Below are 19,570 nucleotides of genomic sequence, written 5' to 3'. Positions count from 1 at the left end.
TGAACTAGATATGAACAGATATAGATATTACAGCGTGATAGCGGTTGCAATTGTCCTGATACCATTAATGTCATGCGATAAGGAATTTTTAGAAAAGCGTCCTAACTCAACCATCACTATTCCTTCAACACTAGAGGATTTTCAGAAATTACTTGATGTAGATAGCTATATGAGGGAAACACCCGCTTTTGGTGATCTTTCCTCAGATGATTACTATATTAAGTATGATAACTGGAACGGATTGAAGAAGATACACGAGAAGAATTGTTACATATGGAACAAGGAGATCTATAATGGTGTTGAAAAGATCAGTGACTGGAATTTACCCTATCAACAAGTGTTTTATGCGAATGTAGTACTGGAGGGGCTGGCAAATATAGAAGTGAATGCATCAAACCAGTCCTTTTATAATAACATAAAAGGAAGCGCATTATTTATCAGGGCATTTGCTTTTTATAATCTGGCACAGGCCTATAGCCCTATGTATGATGAGAGTGCAGCTTCAAACATGTACGGAATTCCTTTACGGTTAACAGCAGGCATTGATGATAAAACCGAGAGATCTACTGTTAAGGTAACTTATGATAGGATAATTAATGATCTTATTGAAGCGAAGAACCTGTTGCAGGTTCAGGTACCTGAATTGAACAGGAATAGACCGTCAAAACCGGCAGCTACAGCTCTTTTGGCACGGGCGTTCCTTAGTATGAGGGATTATAAGATGGCAGGGCAGTATGCGGATAGCACACTAGCGATCTATAATAAATTGATAGATTACAATACAATTTCCCTTTCATCAACCAACCCTTTTACTAAATTCAACGTAGAGTCAATTTATCAAAGCTGCGTATTGTCAGAATCAACAGTCATAGCAAGTTTACGTGTAACGGCTGGTTTTTTTGTTGATACAACCATTTTGAGTTCTTATGTAGCTAATGACCTCAGAAAGCAGATATACTATACAGCCGCAGGAAATTTGAAAGGCAGTTACAATGAGAGGGTACGGTTCAGTGGTTTTGCAACGGATGAGGTTTATTTAATACGCGCAGAATGTTATGCACGTGCAGGAAAGGTTACGGAAGCCATGAAGGATTTGAATGATCTGCTGAAGACGAGGTGGCGTAAAGTTAGCGGACAAACAACATTTGTAGATTATGTGGCCACAGATGGTGCTGATGCCTTGCGCCAGGTTTTAGTTGAGCGGAGGAAAGAACTGATCCTTAGAGGATTGAGATGGTCAGATCTGAGAAGACTCAATAAAGAAGGTGCGAATATCACGCTGAAAAGGATACTGAACGGTGTAACATATACATTACCGCCAAATGATCCAAGGTATGTGGCGCCTATCCCTAATGATGTTATTGCGTTTTCCGGCATAGAGCAGAATATACGTTGAGATAAATAGCATATAATATTTTTCTGCCCGCTAGTCCTTTTAAGGATTAGCGGGCAAAGCTATTTTAGCCTATACTGCGCAGAATTTAATTTTCTAAAATTCTCTTTAAACAATTAACCCTTTTAATAGTAATAATACTCTTATTCTTATGTAGGATCCTGTTGTTAAATTAAAGTTAATGTCCTGCATAGAATAGTAGAAAAACGATCTGATAGATATCTTGACAATTAATTATTATTACTTAAAAGGGCGAATTATGAATGGACGATATGCAGGCTCATTAATGCTGTTTTTTCTCTCCATGTTATTGTGTTTTGATGCCGGAGGAGCATTTAATGAGAAGTATACCTCCCAGAAAATTATTATATCGGGGAAGATAAAGGATTATAAAGTCGGGGACTCAATCAGGCTGCGTTTATGGGAAAACCTTTGTTCTGAGAAATTTGCCAAATATTTGCCTCACATGGAAAGGGCCGCACTTAGCGCAGATGGAACATTCCATTTTGAACTAAATTCCAACGTAGAGTATAGCTATGTATCATTGTATTGCGGTTCAACTAAACGGGGGAACCCCGAACCCATATTCGAAAACTTTGTAATGGAAAATGGGGATAGCATTGTTATGTATGCATCAGGGAGTGAAATTGAATTTGGGGGAAGAGGGGCAGCAAAGATGCAATATCAATATGGATCGAAGGATGTTATTAAGCATCTCGAAAAGATAAGTAATGAAGAAGTAAAAAAGGAAGCAGAACAATCTGAAGAACAGTATGTCCAGGATTTTAGCACCTATTTGGCTGCGATAGAACAACCCAGAAGAATAATGAAGGGGGAATGGGAGCTGTTAAATACCTATAAAGACAAGATTACTCCTGAACTGTTTAAGATATTCTGGAATATTTCAAAAGTAAAGAATGATTACTATGAGGCCTTTCTTTTGAAGCTTTACGTTAATAGGTTTTTATATGACTTAACAAAGGCAAAAGACGATCTTGCTAAGAAGACAATGGAAGGTGAGATTGCAAAGTTTAAACGGTACTTTAAGGATAGTATAGAAAACAAGCTGCTTGATACATCCACTTATGCATTATTTAATGCTTTAGAATATGTTAGTACATTAAATGAAAGGTTTAAGATCCTGGCGATTGAAAAATTTGGTAATGGAAAATCGGTTTTGGATAATATCGCTGGTTATAATGGAATTGCAAAGGATGAATTGGTCCTTAATTACACGATAGAGAATTTTATTAAAACGAGTGATGTAGACGGGTTGTTTAGTAAAGCAACCAGCATGATTTCAAATAAGAAATACATTGATTTCCTGAACGAGCTCCATGATAATAATAAGATAGGAGGGGAAGCGTTCAACTTTAAATTAAAGGGTTATAATGGAAATGATTATACGATGAACGATTTTAGAGGAAAGGTAGTGATGATGGATTTCTGGTATACAGGATGCGGGGCCTGCTCCAAATATTATGGACAAGAGCTTTCTTTCGTAGAAGATTTTTTTAGAAAAGATACTAATGTGATATTTATAACGGTCAATATCGATAAGGATTTTAAGGTATTCCAAAAAAGTGTCCGAAGCGGTATTTATACATCAATAGGAAAGGATAATTTGATAAATCTAAATACAGGCCCGCTATCAACTAATCATCCTATTATAAAGCATTATAGCATCAGGTCCTATCCAAGGCCTATCTTAATAGATAAGAACGGAAGGATCGCAAGCGTTTCTAATTCGGAGCTTCGGAATAAGGATTCACTGATCAGTATCATAAAAAGGAATCTCTTGTAGAATGTATGGGGGTTACTTACAAGCAGCAACCCTCATAAAAGAGATCAATCGCCTGATTCGTACATACCTTCATCACATTGTTTGATCCTTTGACCAACAGGAGCATTTACATCAAAGGTATAAGTACATACCAGGTTGTCTATTTCCAGGCACTCGTAATTGCTGCCACTTATTGAGACATAGTTACTGATTGTTTGATCACTGGCAAGAGCACCTTCAGCTATGTACGTTTCAGTTTGTACAGCTTTACTGAATCTAGGAAGGCCATTAATGCAATTAAGTGTAACTTTATAAGCATATGCGCTACCGATACCCAGGATAAGGGCGAGCGTAAATAGTATAACTTTTAAATTTTTCATCTTGAGGGATTTGAGGTATTTGTTATTCAACTTCTAGAAGCCCTTCTGAATCCTGCTTAATTCTACTGCCTGCTGGTGCTGAGATGTCATAAGTATAAGAACATACGCGATTGTCATCAATGCAGCTGTAATCTATGCCATCTAAAGAGAAGTAATTATTGATATTCTGATCAGCTGCAAGAGCACCTACCGAAACGAATGTTTCACTTTGTATATTTTTCCCATATACGGGTAATGCTGATGAGGAGGAGATCATTTTTTGTGCAAAAGCACTTCCAATACCGATCAGTATGATTGCAGCGGAATAAGTGAACTTCAGGTATGGCATGTTGACTGATTTGCTTTGCTGGATATATAAATTTTATGAGGGCTGCCGTTTGCAGGCAGCCCTCATAAAAAGATGTCAATTAGTCTCTTTCGTTTATACCTTCAGTGCATTGTTTGATCCTTTGACCAACAGGAGCATTTACATCAAAAGTATAAGTGCAAACTAAATCATCTGTTTCCAGGCACTCGTAGCTAACGCCAGATAATGTAACGTAGTTACTGAGTGTTTGATCAGCAGCAATAGCACCATTAGCTACAAAAGTTTCAGTTTGTATAGCTTTGGTGAAAACAGGCAAAGAACCAGTACAGTTAGCAGCAACTTTATAAGCATATGCACTTCCAGCACCTACCATCAAGGCCAGGGCAAATAATACAACTTTTAAATTTTTCATCTTTTTGAATTTTAATAGTTAAAAATGAACTTTTATGGAAAATGAATGTAAAGGGGAACGGATTAGAAATAGTTTGCAACCTATTATATTCCCTATTACGTGATACGTATCAGTATGTTGAAATGAGTAGTAATAAATTAGTGGTAATTATTCAGCAACAATCATATTCTTATTCGGAACAAAGTATTTGGGTTCCTTTTTCTTTATTAAGTATATGGCTACTAATCCAAGGATAACAAATGTGATATTCATTGTAAGATGGCTTCTCCATCCCATTTCTTTGATAATTCCACCACAAGAACAAGGAACTCTCCCGTAATAGTTTGTGAGCACCAATGCTACGTAACCTGTAAATGCGAGCATCATTCCTGTGAATATATAGATCCCCAGCAGCTTTGTTCTGTTGAAAAGCATTAAGCCAATAACGCCCAATTCTAAGATCGGTAAAGCATAAACGAGTACATCTGCCAGTGATCTGTTAATTGGCTGGTTATGCATTGATTTTACGGTATCGTCCCAATTGAGAACCTTACTGGTAGCGGTGTATATAAACAATAGGATAAACAATGAAATTAGGATATCAACAATAGTTTTGCTCTTCATAACAAAGTGAGATTATGGATCAATGTGTCTTGTTATTTCTTTTTGGAGATTAAGCTGTAATTGACCTGTATCTTTTTCGAATTCAAATATCATTTACCTGCATCAAATGTTTCTAATCAAATCGGACAATTAAAAATGATCAATTCGGCCGGTGTTCTTTTTTTGCTTACCCTGTAAACACCTACAGCTCCATTGGGAGATGTAGGATAATACAAGGTCAATGAAACATTTAAAATTAGTTTTGCAATTATTATTGTCTACATTCAAATATCCATCAACGTAAGAGATATTTGTTGATCAAATCGGACAAATAATAATAATCAATTAGGTCGTGTTTTCTTTTCTCTATACGTTGCAGGTGTAAGACCAGTCTGGTTCTTGAATACCCTCACAAAGTTAGTCGTATCAGGGTATCCCACGCGTTCAGCGATCTCCGTTATGGTCTCTCCTTCCTCTAATAGCAACTTCGCCATTTCAATTTTCCTATCTATTATATAAGAATGTATGGTGGTATGAAACAGTTTCCTGAAATTCTCTTTCAAAGAGGTGCGCGCAATGCCGAACTGTTTTCCTAATCGCTCAATGGTCAATTTCCCTTCCAGGTTATTGGTGATAAAAGACCTGACCGCCTCCAACTTTTGCTTTTCCTTTAAAGGAAGCACCACCCCATTTACCCGTTGTTTGGATAATTCCTCAATGGTATAAAGCAATATCTGCTTCACGGTGGAGTCCATGATAAGTTTCCCTGTCATTTCGCCCGTTTCATTTTTTAAGAGGGTATGGATCCGTAGCAGTGCTTTAACAGGAATCACTGCTCTGTACTCTACTTTTGGGTTATTCACCTGCTTCAGTGCGGGGAATATTTCTGCCAGGCTGGTGAGGTACCCAGCTTTAATATCTACATGCAGAAACTCATACTCTCCAGGCTCAATGTATTTGCCTTCGGAGATGTTTGGCGTTGCTATCAGGCACTGTCCTTCGCTGATATGGCATTTTTCAACCGAGAGCACAGATCCCTTCAGTGCAAATATGATGGGAAGCCCGTCTTCACTTTGACAGGCATAGAGTTTTACCGTGTTTTTAATGTGCAGCATATGATGCCACACGGTAAAGTCATCGAAAGGAATGTACTGTGTAAGGATGTGGCCAAAATGGCCTGTAATGGTTTGTGCTGTAGCAAGACTTATCTGGTGCGCACGCAAAGCATGATCTACTTTGGACTGAATGACTATCTCCTCCAGTTCCGGATTTTCAATTAGTATATTCATGGATGCCACAATGTTAAATAAATGGACAATCGTATGTCTAAAAAGCGATATCGTAATAATGTTCCCGTAATAATGCCGTCACATAATCCTGGTTTTGCAGGATAGACCTGTTACGTGCATCAACTGTTAAGTGGAGGGACCTGTATACCCCTTTTGTAAAGATCCCATAATGATAGCAGGGGGCCATCTCCAGGATACTGAATCCTTCAGGTGCTATGACGGATACTTTATCGTAAATGAGGAACCTGGCGGTATTCTCCATACTATAGTAGAGGGAATAAGTAGGCTCCTCCGGTAGCACATAAAGCACAAGGGGTTTGTGTATGAAGAAATTATTCACCCAGATGGTATAATTGTTCTCTTCTATAGACTGGTGAATGAGGGTGCAGCAATCATCTATAGTTGCATTCACGGTATGATCTGGTAGGGCGATGCTGGCATACGCTTCTGGTATGACGGACGTGTGGATAGCATCAGGGAAATTCTGTTCACTTAATTGGAATAACATGTCTAATGGCCTTTTAATGTAATCGTTGATCCGGCTGAATCTGCTATCTGTGGAATGGGTGTCTCATGTCTTTAAGCTAATCTCACGCAATGGGTCCAATCAATAAATAACGCCGGATGGTTTTCCTTGGATAAATTAAAATTACATGTAAATAAATCGCATAGTTAAATGGTTTAATTTTCTTTTAGGTTAACATGGTAAATTTTTGGGATTAAACTGAACGTGTACGAAATTGCGAAATGCTACTGTAATATGTCCGCAGTTGAAATATTTCCATTGTTGTTGCAGAATTTTTAACATTTCAGACGTTCAGAGATACCCGTTAGTTCCATACGTATATGCGACGACGTTTTAAATTTAAACGATTATACTGCAATATTACTGCAGTTGGGATCAGCGGCTCAGGAGGAATCCTAACAAATACGGAATGGGTAGTTGTATTACTACAATTGGGTAGCTATTTGGGGGGATAAATGTTAATGAAGGCAGATAATAGAGTGGCAAAACGGATTTTATTAACAAATTCGCTTTGCCACTCAGATGGATCTATTTAATATGAACGACGTTGTTCGAGTCAATAGAATATTTAAGCTTGAGGAAATCCAGGCTTTTCTGAATACTATCATTTCTATACAGTGTGCCAAAACAACGCCGGTTAGCAATGTCTGGATTTTCGAGGATTACTTCCTGTCCAAACACACGATGGATCTCTTCTATTAACTCTTCAAGTGGTTTATTTTCAAAAATAAATTGGCCTTTTCTCCAGCTCAGCAGATCATTTGCATAAAACTTTCTGGTATGTATGCCGTTTTCCATATCTATTGCAACCTCCCCTGGTTGTAATATAGCTGACCTGTTCCCTGCGTTAAACCGAATCTTACCATTCACGAGTGCGACTTCTATCCGCTTTTCCTTATAACTGTTTACATTGAATTCCGTTCCCAGTACTTCCACGGTTACTTTGTCTGCTTTTACAATAAAGGGACGGTTAGGGGCTTGCGCTACATTTAAATAAGCTTCACCTTTGATGGTGACTTCCCGGTTTTTGCTATTCATGAAGGAGGTGGGGAAACTTACTGTTGTAGCGGAATTTATGAATATCTCCGTACCGTCCTGTAATGTTACTTTATATACCTGGCCTTCAGGAACGTAGAGTTCTGCCCGTTCTGAAATTTCTGTGTTCAGAGAATAAGTCAATGATCCTTTTAGTTTGTTCAATGTGATGTTGCCTGTGGTTACTTTTCCTTCCTGGCTCAGATCAATCACTGATCCATTTTGAAGGCGAAGTTCAATGGTCTTAGTTAGGTAAGTTGTTTTTTTAGATGGGAGATTTAAAAAATACAACCCGGCAGTGATGACTATTACGAACAGGATTAACCAGATGATTTTTCCATTCTTCGAAGCCGATTTGCCTGATGCCGGGTCAGCAGGTTTATTTATCCAGTTTTGTACATGCTGTTCCTTAATGGAAGCATTTTTCTTTTTCCAGAGCCGATGTACTTTCGGATCATCTGTTTTAGCTTTATCCAGAATACGCTGGTCTTCCTGACTGATAATCCCGGAAATCTCTTCAGTAATAAGTTGAGAGAGGTGCTCATTAGGTGGTACGTTCATAAAAATACAAGGTTGCAGTAAGAGTAGATGTTAAATTGGGTATATGCGGTATGCTCTCAGATAATTGAAAAACTCCTTTTTCCCACGGCTGATCCTCTTTTTTGCGGCATCAACGGACAGATTCAGGGCTATAGCTATTTCTTTATGGGACTTGTTTTCTTTCCACCGCAATCTGAAGGCTTCCCTGCTGGTAATAGATATATGTTTAATGGCGCAATCGAACTTTTTCTGCACATCTTTGCGATCGTAATCTTCATTAGGATCATGATAGAGCCCAATCGCGGAAGTATCCTGATAGCTGACCTTCCCATTTTGCTTTAGGATAGATTGGCAGCGTCGTACTACTTTATTGAACAGATGACGCTTTAGCTGGATACCATGCCTGATCCTCGGTTTTTCAAGGATTTCCATAAATACGTCCTGTACCACATTCTCCGCATTATCTATGTCTTCTAACTGGCAATAGGCTTCTATTTTAAGGAATCTGAAGAATCGGCGGTACATCTCATCATGAGCCGGTTTATTTCCTTTTTCGATCTCATGCAGCAGTGTTTCATCGTCGGCGTTCGAAAGATCTATGTCGGCAGATATGTTTTTCATTGGGCGTGGGGAATGTTTTATTAAAATTGGTTCGAAAATCCCGCAGTTTTAGTTAATTATTTGCAAAGACTAAAAAATATAAATTGAAAATTAATGTCACGTTTTTTATTTTTTTACTATTTACAGTTGAATGATATTGCCTATCCAATTTAGATTTCCAATTTAAAAAGACAAATGAGTTGTGCCGGGATTTTATTAAGGCCCTCAGGCCGGATGGATGTCCGGCTTGAGGGAGGTTTATAATACACAAACTGGATCAATGACTAAACTTTACAAATTTGTATTTTTCCTGATCGTTTTTCTCTTGAATTTCATGCCAGTATCTGCACAGAAGCCGCAGGACAAGAAAATAGAGATGGTTGCTGCCGGGCAGACCTTTGCAGAGGTGTTTAGAAGCATTAGAAAGCAAACCCTGCTTAATTTCCATTATAATGAAGAGGACTTTAACATCAATGAAACGCTTAAGGAACCTTTAATCAATGTCACTGTTGAAGGTGCCATGAAGCGTATCTTTGCAGGAAAAGCGGTTATATGGTCTTATAAAGACAGTCTTAATGTAATAATTGAAAGGAGTAATGTGGTGCAGCCAGCTAATATAATGCAAGAAAAACCCTCCAGGAGTAAGCCACCGGATTCCATTCCATCCAAAAAACTATCCGGAAGGGTCATGAATGCGGATGGGACCGCTATTCCTGGGGCAACGGTTAGTTTAAGAAAGGAGAAAGTGGCTGCCAGTGCTACCGGCTACTTCAGCTTTAAGACTGTTCCTGGTAATGATACTTTGCAGGTCTCTTCCATAGGGTATGCATCTAAATTAGTGAGTATTCCGACGGGTCAGATCTATTCACGGATCATCCTTAATACGCTACCGGAGGAATTACCCGGTGTGGATATTAATGTTTTAACAGGATATCAAAATATATCAAGAAAAACCACGACGGGCTCTGTCGCAACAATCAATAACAGACGGTTCAATGAGCAGGCGGGTACGGACGTTTTAAGCCGCCTTCCGTATATAGCAAGCGGGCTGACAACAATTCCTCCCCATCTTAAACCTACCGGGAATCGTTTTTTGGTCCGGGGGCTGAGTACTTTTAGCGGCCCTACACCACCTTTGATCATTTTAGATGATTTCCAGTTTAATGATGATCCGCGGAATATAAATCCCAATGATGTAGAAAATGTCACCATCCTAAAGGATGCCGCTGCCACTTCTATTTGGGGAGCCAGAGCGGGGAATGGTGTGATAGTGATCAATACAAAGAAAGGCCGCTTCAACCAACCTTTTAATGTAACGTTGAGTACCAATGTTACTGTCACTAAAAGGCCTGATCTGTTCTCTCTAAAGCTGATGCCCGCAAGTGATATGATAGATGTGGAAACACAATTATTCAAGGATAAATTTTATGATGCCAGGATCCCGTTCCCGGCATATGCCTCTCTCACTCCGGCTGTTAGTATATTGTTAATGGAAAGGGAGGGAAAGATATCGGGACCTGAGGCCAAAGCTCAATTAGACCAGCTTAGGAACAGAGACGTACGAAATGACTTTAACCGGTATTTTTATCAGGATGCCGTAAATCAGCAATATGCCATAAATGTTAGCCAGGGTACGGAAGACCATGCCTGGCGTTTTTCAGGGGGCTTTGATAATAACGAAAATGAGCTGAAAGAAAATTACAAAAGATATACGATGCGGTTTTCCAATATCTATAAAGTAGGGAAACTGGACTTTACAAGCAATGTATTTTTTACACAAAGTGATAGCAAAAGCGGTGCGCCTGCTTTTGGGAGTTTCAGGGCAGATCAATTACCCATCTATACAGCGTTCCTTGATAAAGATGGGCAGCAGATACCCTTATATACTTATAACAGTTACCGGGAAGGGTTTATAGATACACTGGGCGGTGACAAATTACAGAATTGGCTGTATTATCCGCTGGAGGACTATAAGCATGTCATATACAGAACCAATATCCAGGAAATCAATACAGAATTGGGTTTGAAATATTGGCTCACAAATGAATTGACCTTGTCTGCCAAATACCGTTTTCAAAACCAAAGAACGGAAAATAGCCTGCATCAGGATAAACATAGTTACTACACCCGCGATATGATCAACCGTTTTTCCCTGATCGACTATTCCAGGAACACCATAAAATACATGGTTCCTCCGGGCGGCATATTGGACATTATGAATATTAATCAGCTGAGCCGTGATGCGCGGGGGCAGGTAGATTTCAATAAGACATTTGGGAAACATAATATAGCTGCCATCACTGGCGGACAAATAAGTGAGGTACTCACGAAGGAAAATTCTTCCAGGAGTTATGGGTTTGATGAAGAGATATATTCCAATGCGGGGGTGGATTTCATGAATCCCTATCCTCATCTTATTACAGGTACAGAGGAAAGGATCCCCGGTACTTCTTTATTGAACAAGACGAACATCCGCTTCGTTTCCATTTATGCAAACGCCGCTTATACCTTTATTGATAAGTATACTTTCTCCATCAGCGGGCGAAGGGATGCCACCAACACCTTTGGGATGAAAACAAACGAAAAATGGAAACCCTTATGGTCGTCCGGTTTCAGCTGGCTTGTTTTAAATGAACCAGACCATAGATGGCTTTCCTATTTGAAGTGGCGTTTTTCTTACGGACAAAATGGTAATGTGGATCCGAGGAAAGTAGCGATAACAACCATCCGGTATGAAGGCCAGAATGCAGCCTTAAATTCTCCCTATGCCAGGATAGAAAATTTCTTTGACTCGGAACTCCGATGGGAGCAGGTAAGCATGCTGAATACAGGAATTGATTTCAGCTTGAAGAATAACAGATTATTCGGCAGTTTTGAATTTTACAGAAAATGGATGAGGGACCTGTATGGCGAAAGCCGCATAGATCCTACTGCCGGACAAGGAGATCTTGCCACCAAAAATATTGGTAAAATGGCAGGAAACGGAGTAGACATAGTACTTAGCTCCATTAATATTAAAGGAAAGGTAAAATGGTGTTCGGATCTAATTGTGAACATGCATCAGGATAAGATCATTAAACTAAAGGATAACGGGAAACTAGACCCAGCGTCTATTACAGGAGGAATGGCAGTTGGGCGGGAAGGATATCCTGCATATGCTTATTTCGCTTATCCATCTGCCGGGCTTGATCCCGCTTATGGTGATCCCAGAGGATATTTAAACGGAGTACCCAGTAAGAATTATTCACTGATACTTGGCAGTGGTACAAAACTCAATGAACTGGTATATATCGGCAGGATGCTGCCTAAATGGTCCGGCTCACTGAGTAATTCCATCAGCTGGAATCATTTTACACTCACTGTCAGGATAGCATATAAGCTGGGGTATTATTTCCGGAAAGAATCTATTAACTATGAAAGCCTCAGTTATTTAATGGTTGGGCATGCTGATTATTCCAAACGATGGCAGAGGCCCGGGGATGAACGAACCACTACAGTACCTTCCATGAAATTTGCCGTGCAGGACAGGGACCGGTTCAATATGCTGAATAGTGATCAGGCAGCCAAAGGTGATCATATCAGGCTTGAAAATCTGAATCTAAATTATCAAATAATCCGGCCCCGGTTATTCGGTTCGTCTTTCGGAAAGATAGAAGCCTATGTGATAGGCAATAACCTGGGGATCCTGTGGAGAGCGAATAAAGATAAAATAGACCCTGAGAGTCTGAGTATACGTATTTCTCCCAGTATAACATTCGGTGCCAACTTTACTTTTTCAAAAAAATAACTGATGAAAAGTCTACTATTTTTAGCGCTACTGGTACTAGGTACTGGTTGTGAAAAATTCCTGAACGAAAAGCCGGACCAGAAATTAGTGACCCCTGATCAAATTAAAGATCTGCAGGCATTGCTGGACAATGAACCATTGATCAATCAAAAAATTCCCCGGGCTGCTGAAATGAGCGCGGACGACTACTACCTGGCGGATGCTAGTTGGAACCTTTTAAACGAGTTTGACAAACGGATGTACATCTGGGATAAGGGTAACTTATTTCAGGCGGGAAGTAATGGTGACTGGGGAAATGCTTATGTAAATGTTAACAGGGCAAATAATGTATTATTTAATATTGATAAAGTAGACAGAGTTCCGGGAGACCAGGAAGACTGGAATAATCTTAAAGGCCATGCGCTTTTTCTGAGAGGGCAGGCTTTCCTGCAGGTGGCTTTCATTTGGGCGGCAGCTTATGATGAGCGTACAGCGGATACAGACCTGGGTATTCCTTTGAGGTTAGATCCGGATGCTAATATAAAAACAACAAGGGCTTCGTTAAAGCAAACATATGATCAGATCATCAGCGATCTGAAAATGGCGGCAGCCCTGTTACCTGAAATGCCAAAACATATCATACGCCCTTCTAAAGCTGCTGCTTATGCGTTACTGGCCCGTACGTATCTTTCTATGAGGAAGTATCCTGAAATGGGCACTTATGCAAATCTCAGTTTACAAATGAAAAGCACCTTAAAGGATTTTAATTCTCTCCAGGAGAACCCATCCACTTCATTTCCTTTTGCACCAAGATATAGTAATGAGGAAATCATTACAGAATCAAGTATGCTGATCACTTCTCCGTTAAATCCAATGACCGCCAGGATAGATTCAAACTTATACGCATCATTTGGCCCGAATGACCTGAGAAAGAAGATGCTCTTTAGGAGTAATGGCAGCAATAGCTATGGCTTTAGAGGGAGTTATGCAGGATCTGTGGCTTTATTCAGCGGGCTGGCCACTAATGAGGTGTATTTAATGCGTGCTGAATCTTATGCCAGGGCAGAAAATATTCCTGCTGCGATGGCTGATCTAAACAAGTTGCTGGAAAAACGATTTGTTATAAACACATTTGTTCCTTTAGTAGCGAATACGCCCAGGGAAGCCTTGAGGCTCATTTTCGCTGAGCGGAGAAAGGAGTTGATCATGCGGGGATTGCGATGGATGGATGTGAAAAGATTAAACAAAGAAGGGGAAGATATTGTACTGAAAAGGGTCGTGAATAATAAAACGTATGTATTGCCGCCTAATGACCCGGGATATGCTATGCCCATTCCTGAAGATGTGATCCAGCTGACCGGCGTCGAACAGAACCCTTTATGATGTGCCATAATATTTCGTAAATGAAAAAAAGCATTAAAAAAGCAGAAATTGATTTTACAGTTATGGAAGCATTAAAGAATATTAAGTCCCACTACCGGCAGGACAAGAAAATAGATGCAATTGCCACTGCACAAGTATTATTGGCCTTTAAATATTTCAGAGCGGATTTTAACGACAAGCTAAATGTGGAAGAGAGCCTGTTGAATGATCAGATCAAAAGCCCCGGTAACAGCAGAGGATACGCAGGATGGGGGGATGTGACCAATTTTTACAAAATGGCTAACACAGAAGCCACCTGCATGGCATTGCTGGCATTACATGATGAATATGGAAATGATCCAAGAATACAAGCCGGCTTGAATTGGCTGATGAAAAGTGCTATCAGGTGTTTGCGGGATGAGGGGTGGGGAATAATGCCCGGAGATATATCCCGTGTGTACACCACCTGCCTGGCGCTTAAAACACTTAAGGAGTATGGAAAGGCTAATACTTATGAATATGAAAGAGGCTTGAATTGGCTGATTAAAGTACAGAATCCGGATAAAGGATGGGGAAGCAAACCAGGAGATACTTCAAACATTACTTACACATCCCGTGTGATCATTACCCTGACCTCAATAGGGTACGACGTTAATAATGAGAACCTGAAGTCGGCCGTTCAATGGTTAAAGGGCCAGACACGCAGCGTAGTGCAAACAAAGTGGAATATAAAATATGAATATAAGGAAAGCATCCTATTCAGAGGGCGGGAGTTGGTCTTTCATCACATGCCGGTTCAGACTGTATTCATAGCATTGATCCTATCCGGGAATACGAAAAGTTTTACGGTATTTGATGGCGTAAATGAATTGATAAAATATAACAATGACTATTTCTGGACACACCCTTCCTTTGAAGACGGTACCCGGAAACCTTTGTGGGCTATATTTGATACGTTGATGGTATGTAAAGCTTTGCAAGACACTACGCACAACTGGCCATCTACAAAGATCATCCAAACCAATGGGCATACTTTAAGTTATATATATGCAGGGCATCCATGTTTATTTGGGGTATTGGGGGGTAAGGAAAGCGGTTGTACCCGGCTTTTGATACAACCGCTTTTAGATTGGCTTAAGGTTTCATGGAGAAAGTGAAATACGCAACGGCATCCCCGGCATTTGAAAAATCAGTGGAGCTTACGCCTTGATCAGCCAGGTAGGCCGCAAGTTGATCCCGCCGGGTTCCCGGATAGGTATACAGGTAATCTTCTGATATCCTTAGAATACAAACGTCATTGGGATAGTCGTTACATTCATAACTGCTAGCGGCTACTTCCCAGAACATGGGGTTTTCATATGCAAGTTCATATCCGTTGGGGGGAAGAAAATGAAAACTGACTACCTCAGTTTTGGGTGCGGTAAAGGAGCTTAATGCAATGGCAGATGCCGCAGCAAAAATGCCTAATAGATGCTTTTTCATAAATGTTGGATTTAAAGTGAATAGATTATCTACTTACTGAAGACGAGTATTACACCTGCTAAAGCCAGCAGGGTGAATACTATGTTAAATACAAGATGCTGTGTCCATGTCATTTTTTCTATTACTCCTCCACAGGTACAAGGCCGGTTGGGTGTGAAAACAATCATGTATCCGATGTACAGGGTGAATACTATCATCAGGGTGAGGGTACTGTATAAGCCCCATTTTCTGGTACGTGGAATTAATAAAAGCAGAGAGATGCCCAGTTCGATGAGAGGTAGTAAAATAGCAATATATATACCTATGTGCCCGATTATTGGTGTTTCTTCCAAGGATTGTGCAAAGAGCTTATGTGTGTATAGTTTACTTAGTGCGGTATAGACAAATAGAAATATAAAAATGGCTGAGATGATATTGATCATCATGTTCCTCTTCTTCATATAGGAATGTTTTAAGTCTGATGAAGCTAGAAAGCCGCATCGAAATAATATTCTCTAAGAAGTGCGGCGGCGTAAGCCGGATCTTTTAGTATTGATTTATTTTGTTCATCAACAGTAATGTGAAGTGATCTGTATGTTCCTTTTTCAAAGTCACCGAAATGTTGTCCGCGGGGCAGATCCAATAGACAGAAATCTCTTAATGGTATATTCCTTTCTTTATTTTGGATGATTAGTTTTACCGTGTTCTCTACGCTATAATACAAGGAATACAAACGTTGCTGAGGAAGCACATGTAACCTGAGTGGCTTGTGGATAAAGAAGTTATTCACCCAGAGATTGTATCCTCTCTCATGTACAGTTTGGTGAATAAGTGTGCAGTCATTATCAATAGTTACATCTGCTACGTGGCTAGGGAGTGCAAGGTTTGCATATTCCTCCGGTATAACAGACGTGCGTATCGCATTTGGATGATGCTGTTTAATTAATTCAAATAACATATCTGAGCCTTTAAATGAATAATTACAGGCATGACTTTAACGTTCGACATTTGCGGTGCCTGCAATTGCCGTGATGGAGTACTTTGGATGTATTTAACTAAGTATTAACGAGTAATAATATTGGATCAAGCCGTTTGATTCTCTAAATGCGCTATCGAAGTATGTTTTGAGACTGTTCTCAGTTTGTCGATAACATCTAATTAACATTCACTTAATTATAAGACGAAAAAATGAGGGAGGTAGGGTTAGTCACCAGCAAGAAAATTTGGGGGCTCTATGGTAAAGAGGTATTTATCTAATTGAGAACCATTGGTTTGGGGGCCTTTAAGGAACCCAAACCAATGATTAAATTTTACTTATATACAGGATCTCCCTGTTGCTCAGGATCTCCTTTCATCTCCACCGCATTAAACTCGGACAAGCCAAAGTGTGCATCCACTTCAACAAACTTCGGCCTACCCACGAAAGCCCCCATCTTCACACTGCATTTCACGAAGTATACTTTCCCGGGTTGCACATTCATAGTCAATTCTTCTTTTGTTTCTGTTTGCGCCCATATCGTTAGCGGGCCGGGTTTGTATATTTTTACGGAATACTTACTACCATTCCGCATCCGGCAATCTGCAGAATCTCCCACATTCAGGTTGTAATGCACGAGCATGCCGGTTCCTCCCTTCGGCCTGTAAACACATATTACGGCATAAGGGGAATCAGGTGGTACGATTGCATTCATTGTAGAGTCAAAAGCACTGCTTGAGATGGGCGTATAACCAGCAATGTTTTCTGCATAGTAAACATCTCCGCGCAGGCGGTAACAGGTGCTTTTGGAATCTGGTGCTTTCAGTTCTGTGATCAGGATAACATTCGCACCGAGTTTTCGCGCTTTTTCTTTCGCCTGTTCAATGGTGCGGTCGTATCCGCATTTGATCTTAAAACCGCCATCCAGCACTTTTACATCCCCCATCTTTTTTGCGCCTTCCGGCAGGTTTTCTCCAATTTTTACAAGGAGAACTTCTGCCGTATCATTGAGTGCCTGAGCAAAGGCATTTGTGCAGAAGCTAAACACGCACAGTAAGGTAAAAAACCCCTTAAGTGAGAATTGCATAGGTATTATTATTTACCTGCAATATAAGGGGTGTTTTTTAGTTTGGCTGTAGATTCTTGCGTAAATACCAGGCGGATAAGATCAGTAGCGCTAATACGGTAAGCGGTTCTATTATACCAATAACAGGGGACCCCGTATTCAGTTTGGCCAGGAAGGCGGAGAACAGGTTGATACTGAAGGCCACATAAACCCATTCTTTTATCCTCACCGGTACTTGTGGGAAAAGTAACACCACGGCGCCGATGATCTTAGCAATAGTAAGCTCTATCCTAAAGTATTCGGGAAACCCCAACTGGGCAAATTCTGCTGCATGAGTGCCGGAATAATAAGCGCTGAACAGTATGAAGAAACTTATCGCGCAGGTGAGAGACCAGTATTTGATATTTTTCATATTAATTGAATTTGAAAGTGCTTAAGAGATAGATGAAGGCGAACAAGGTGAGTTGAGTGATATGGAAGGTGTTTAAGTTTTTCTGGATGCGCTTTAGTAATTGTTCTTCTGGGATTTCTTTTAATAAGAGCTTATTTAGCTGCGTGTTTTGCCTGCGGCCAAATATGACCGCATTGAGGATCACCAACAGCACCAATCCCATTTTAATCCTGAACCATAAGAAAGTATCAAAAACGCCATGTGTGGCGATCATCATCCCCACACCGGATAACAGGATGAGTAAGATGCCGGCAATGATCAATACGGGGAGCTTATTGGAGATCTTTCGTACTAGAATCCCTTCCTGCGGCGATTTTACATAGAAGGCCCAGAATTTCCTGGTGAGCACGAAATCTGCTACGGTAACACCAGCCATCAGGCTGATACCGATGATATGGAACCATAAAGAGGTGTTGAAAAGCATGTCTCTGTGTTTTATTTAAACATAAGACAGGGCGCATGCTTCTTTTGTGACGGCTACTTTTTAAATTGTTTTAGTTTATCCGGGTTGATCTGGAGATAAATATTCCGGATCTGGTCTTCTTCCAGTTCAAAAGAAATAAGGCTGAAGGGTAGTCCTTTGGAATATGAAATAATAGAAGGTAGCCCGTTCGCCACAATGATCTCTCTTTCCAGGCCATTGATATAATCCAGTTTGGATACAGCGCTGAGCAACAGCTTGCTGACATTCTCCCGGCCATAAATTGGTTTTGGCGGAGCGGCGAGGCGTTGGCCATTGGTAGGGAATAGTCTTCCACCACCATCTGCAAACATCACAATATCTTCTTTGAGGGTATCGATCAGCTCTTCCATGCTGCCTTCGGAAATGGCTTGCAGGAACTTGTGCAGGATCTTTTCATGTACTTTAAGATCTACTTCGAAGCGCCGGGCATCTTTGCCCAGGTTGTCTTTTGCGCGCTTTAAGATCTGGCGGCAGTTATCTTCCGTTTTTTCGAACATCTCTGCTAATTCCCAATAGTCGTAGGAGAATACTTCTTTCAGTAAGAAGATGGCCCTTTCCTGTGGGGTCAGTTTCTCGAGGAGGACTAAAAACCCCAGGGACAGCGCATGGTAGGATTCAATTTTCGGCGTTTCAGTGTTGGGATTATAATTGAGCAGCGGTTCCGGGAGCCACAGGCCGATATATTCCTCCCTTTTTTGCCGGGCGCTGTGGAGGTAATTGATGCACTTATTGGTAGTGATCTTTACCAGGTAGGCTTTTGTGTGGCGGATGTCTATGGTGTCGATCTCCATCCACTTCAGGAAGGTGTCTTGCACGATGTCTTCTGCTGCGTCTACATTGCCAAGCATGTTATAGGCAATGGAGAACAGCAGGGCTTTGTATTCCAGGAATGTGGCTGTTTTGTCTGTCATATTACATAAGACAATGTAGCTATTTTATTTGTGACAGGTACTGGTTGAAACCCTGAAAAATTTGCCAGGGTGGATTCTTTAAGATCCTCAGAAGGTACCCGGAGTCGAATGACCGGTGGTGAGGTCCTAAAAGCCGTTTCCTGATCCTTCGCTCTATGCTGGCGAGGTATTGGAATGGAATCGTAAGGATTCTTAAACCGTTTAGAATGTATTTTATACCGAGGTCCGTGTATACGCGCATGATCAAGTCCCATTTGTTGGTCGAAT

General features: G+C 40.5%; 20 protein-coding genes. 5 read left to right on the top strand and 15 right to left on the bottom strand.

Annotation, left to right across the window (positions count from 1 at the left end):
* Window positions 1-10: 10 nt before the first annotated feature.
* A complete protein-coding gene (locus GFS24_RS28175) occupies window positions 11-1,396 on the top strand; it encodes a RagB/SusD family nutrient uptake outer membrane protein (RefSeq protein WP_153665730.1) in 1,386 nt (461 codons plus the stop codon).
* A 256-nt stretch (window positions 1,397-1,652) separates the two neighbouring features.
* Window positions 1,653-3,197 carry a TlpA disulfide reductase family protein gene (locus GFS24_RS28170; protein ID WP_153665729.1) on the top strand — a complete coding sequence of 515 codons (1,545 nt, stop codon included), beginning with the start codon at window positions 1,653-1,655 and terminating at the stop codon, window positions 3,195-3,197.
* A 44-nt stretch (window positions 3,198-3,241) separates the two neighbouring features.
* Here GFS24_RS28170 and GFS24_RS28165 read toward each other — a convergent pair whose 3' ends face one another.
* The 8 genes from GFS24_RS28165 to GFS24_RS28130 all read right to left on the bottom strand — a co-directional run bounded on the left by GFS24_RS28165 (window position 3,242) and on the right by GFS24_RS28130 (window position 8,868).
* Complete coding sequence (locus tag GFS24_RS28165; RefSeq protein WP_153665727.1) at window positions 3,242-3,556, bottom strand: DUF6520 family protein; 315 nt, start codon at window positions 3,554-3,556, stop codon at window positions 3,242-3,244.
* Window positions 3,557-3,578: 22 nt separating this feature from the next.
* Window positions 3,579-3,884, bottom strand: coding sequence for a hypothetical protein (locus GFS24_RS28160; RefSeq protein WP_153665725.1), 306 nt, complete (start codon window positions 3,882-3,884; stop codon window positions 3,579-3,581).
* 79 nt (window positions 3,885-3,963) lie between these two features.
* Window positions 3,964-4,275, bottom strand: a complete 312-nt coding sequence (locus GFS24_RS28155) for a DUF6520 family protein (RefSeq protein ID WP_153665723.1) — start codon at window positions 4,273-4,275, stop codon at window positions 3,964-3,966.
* A 147-nt stretch (window positions 4,276-4,422) separates the two neighbouring features.
* Window positions 4,423-4,878: a MauE/DoxX family redox-associated membrane protein gene (locus GFS24_RS28150; RefSeq protein WP_153665722.1), complete on the bottom strand. Its 456-nt coding sequence runs from the start codon at window positions 4,876-4,878 to the stop codon at window positions 4,423-4,425.
* A gap of 320 nt (window positions 4,879-5,198) precedes the next feature.
* Complete coding sequence (locus GFS24_RS28145; protein WP_153665719.1) at window positions 5,199-6,146, bottom strand: helix-turn-helix transcriptional regulator; 948 nt, start codon at window positions 6,144-6,146, stop codon at window positions 5,199-5,201.
* Window positions 6,147-6,183: 37 nt separating this feature from the next.
* Window positions 6,184-6,654: a hypothetical protein gene (locus GFS24_RS28140; RefSeq protein WP_153665717.1), complete on the bottom strand. Its 471-nt coding sequence runs from the start codon at window positions 6,652-6,654 to the stop codon at window positions 6,184-6,186.
* A gap of 546 nt (window positions 6,655-7,200) precedes the next feature.
* Window positions 7,201-8,268, bottom strand: a complete 1,068-nt coding sequence (locus tag GFS24_RS28135) for a FecR family protein (protein ID WP_153665715.1) — start codon at window positions 8,266-8,268, stop codon at window positions 7,201-7,203.
* Window positions 8,269-8,298: 30 nt separating this feature from the next.
* A complete protein-coding gene (locus tag GFS24_RS28130) occupies window positions 8,299-8,868 on the bottom strand; it encodes an RNA polymerase sigma factor (RefSeq protein ID WP_153665713.1) in 570 nt (189 codons plus the stop codon).
* A gap of 259 nt (window positions 8,869-9,127) precedes the next feature.
* Here GFS24_RS28130 and GFS24_RS28125 point away from each other — a divergent pair, with 259 nt between their 5' ends.
* Genes GFS24_RS28125 through GFS24_RS28115 form a run of 3 tightly spaced genes read left to right on the top strand, consistent with a single transcriptional unit; the run spans window position 9,128 to window position 15,132 of the window.
* Window positions 9,128-12,634 carry a SusC/RagA family TonB-linked outer membrane protein gene (locus tag GFS24_RS28125; RefSeq protein WP_173003227.1) on the top strand — a complete coding sequence of 1,169 codons (3,507 nt, stop codon included), beginning with the start codon at window positions 9,128-9,130 and terminating at the stop codon, window positions 12,632-12,634.
* Between the two features lie 3 nt (window positions 12,635-12,637).
* Window positions 12,638-13,996 carry a RagB/SusD family nutrient uptake outer membrane protein gene (locus tag GFS24_RS28120; RefSeq protein WP_153665708.1) on the top strand — a complete coding sequence of 453 codons (1,359 nt, stop codon included), beginning with the start codon at window positions 12,638-12,640 and terminating at the stop codon, window positions 13,994-13,996.
* A 20-nt stretch (window positions 13,997-14,016) separates the two neighbouring features.
* The gene (locus GFS24_RS28115; RefSeq protein ID WP_153665706.1) at window positions 14,017-15,132 is read left to right on the top strand and encodes a prenyltransferase/squalene oxidase repeat-containing protein; all 1,116 of its coding nucleotides are present in this window, start codon (window positions 14,017-14,019) and stop codon (window positions 15,130-15,132) included.
* Here GFS24_RS28115 and GFS24_RS28110 read toward each other — a convergent pair.
* The 7 genes from GFS24_RS28110 to GFS24_RS28080 all read right to left on the bottom strand — a co-directional run bounded on the left by GFS24_RS28110 (window position 15,110) and on the right by GFS24_RS28080 (window position 19,303).
* Window positions 15,110-15,457: a hypothetical protein gene (locus GFS24_RS28110; RefSeq protein ID WP_153665704.1), complete on the bottom strand. Its 348-nt coding sequence runs from the start codon at window positions 15,455-15,457 to the stop codon at window positions 15,110-15,112. The genes GFS24_RS28115 and GFS24_RS28110 overlap by 23 nt on opposite strands.
* 29 nt (window positions 15,458-15,486) lie before the next feature.
* A complete protein-coding gene (locus GFS24_RS28105) occupies window positions 15,487-15,897 on the bottom strand; it encodes a MauE/DoxX family redox-associated membrane protein (protein WP_153665702.1) in 411 nt (136 codons plus the stop codon).
* Window positions 15,898-15,923: 26 nt separating this feature from the next.
* Window positions 15,924-16,394 (bottom strand): hypothetical protein, encoded by a 471-nt coding sequence (locus GFS24_RS28100; protein ID WP_153665700.1) that lies wholly within the window; start codon window positions 16,392-16,394, stop codon window positions 15,924-15,926.
* 352 nt (window positions 16,395-16,746) lie between these two features.
* Window positions 16,747-17,499 carry a hypothetical protein gene (locus GFS24_RS28095; RefSeq protein ID WP_153665698.1) on the bottom strand — a complete coding sequence of 251 codons (753 nt, stop codon included), beginning with the start codon at window positions 17,497-17,499 and terminating at the stop codon, window positions 16,747-16,749.
* 37 nt (window positions 17,500-17,536) lie between these two features.
* Complete coding sequence (locus GFS24_RS28090) at window positions 17,537-17,890, bottom strand: DoxX family protein (protein ID WP_153665696.1); 354 nt, start codon at window positions 17,888-17,890, stop codon at window positions 17,537-17,539.
* A gap of 1 nt (window position 17,891) precedes the next feature.
* Window positions 17,892-18,353 carry a hypothetical protein gene (locus GFS24_RS28085; protein WP_153665694.1) on the bottom strand — a complete coding sequence of 154 codons (462 nt, stop codon included), beginning with the start codon at window positions 18,351-18,353 and terminating at the stop codon, window positions 17,892-17,894.
* A 53-nt stretch (window positions 18,354-18,406) separates the two neighbouring features.
* A complete protein-coding gene (locus GFS24_RS28080) occupies window positions 18,407-19,303 on the bottom strand; it encodes a sigma-70 family RNA polymerase sigma factor (RefSeq protein WP_153665692.1) in 897 nt (298 codons plus the stop codon).
* Between the last annotated feature and the right edge of the window lie 267 nt (window positions 19,304-19,570).

The organism is Chitinophaga sp. SYP-B3965 (assembly GCF_009647655.1).
In the GTDB taxonomy this organism is placed as follows: domain Bacteria; phylum Bacteroidota; class Bacteroidia; order Chitinophagales; family Chitinophagaceae; genus Chitinophaga.
This window is presented reverse-complemented; position numbering and strand designations above follow the sequence as displayed.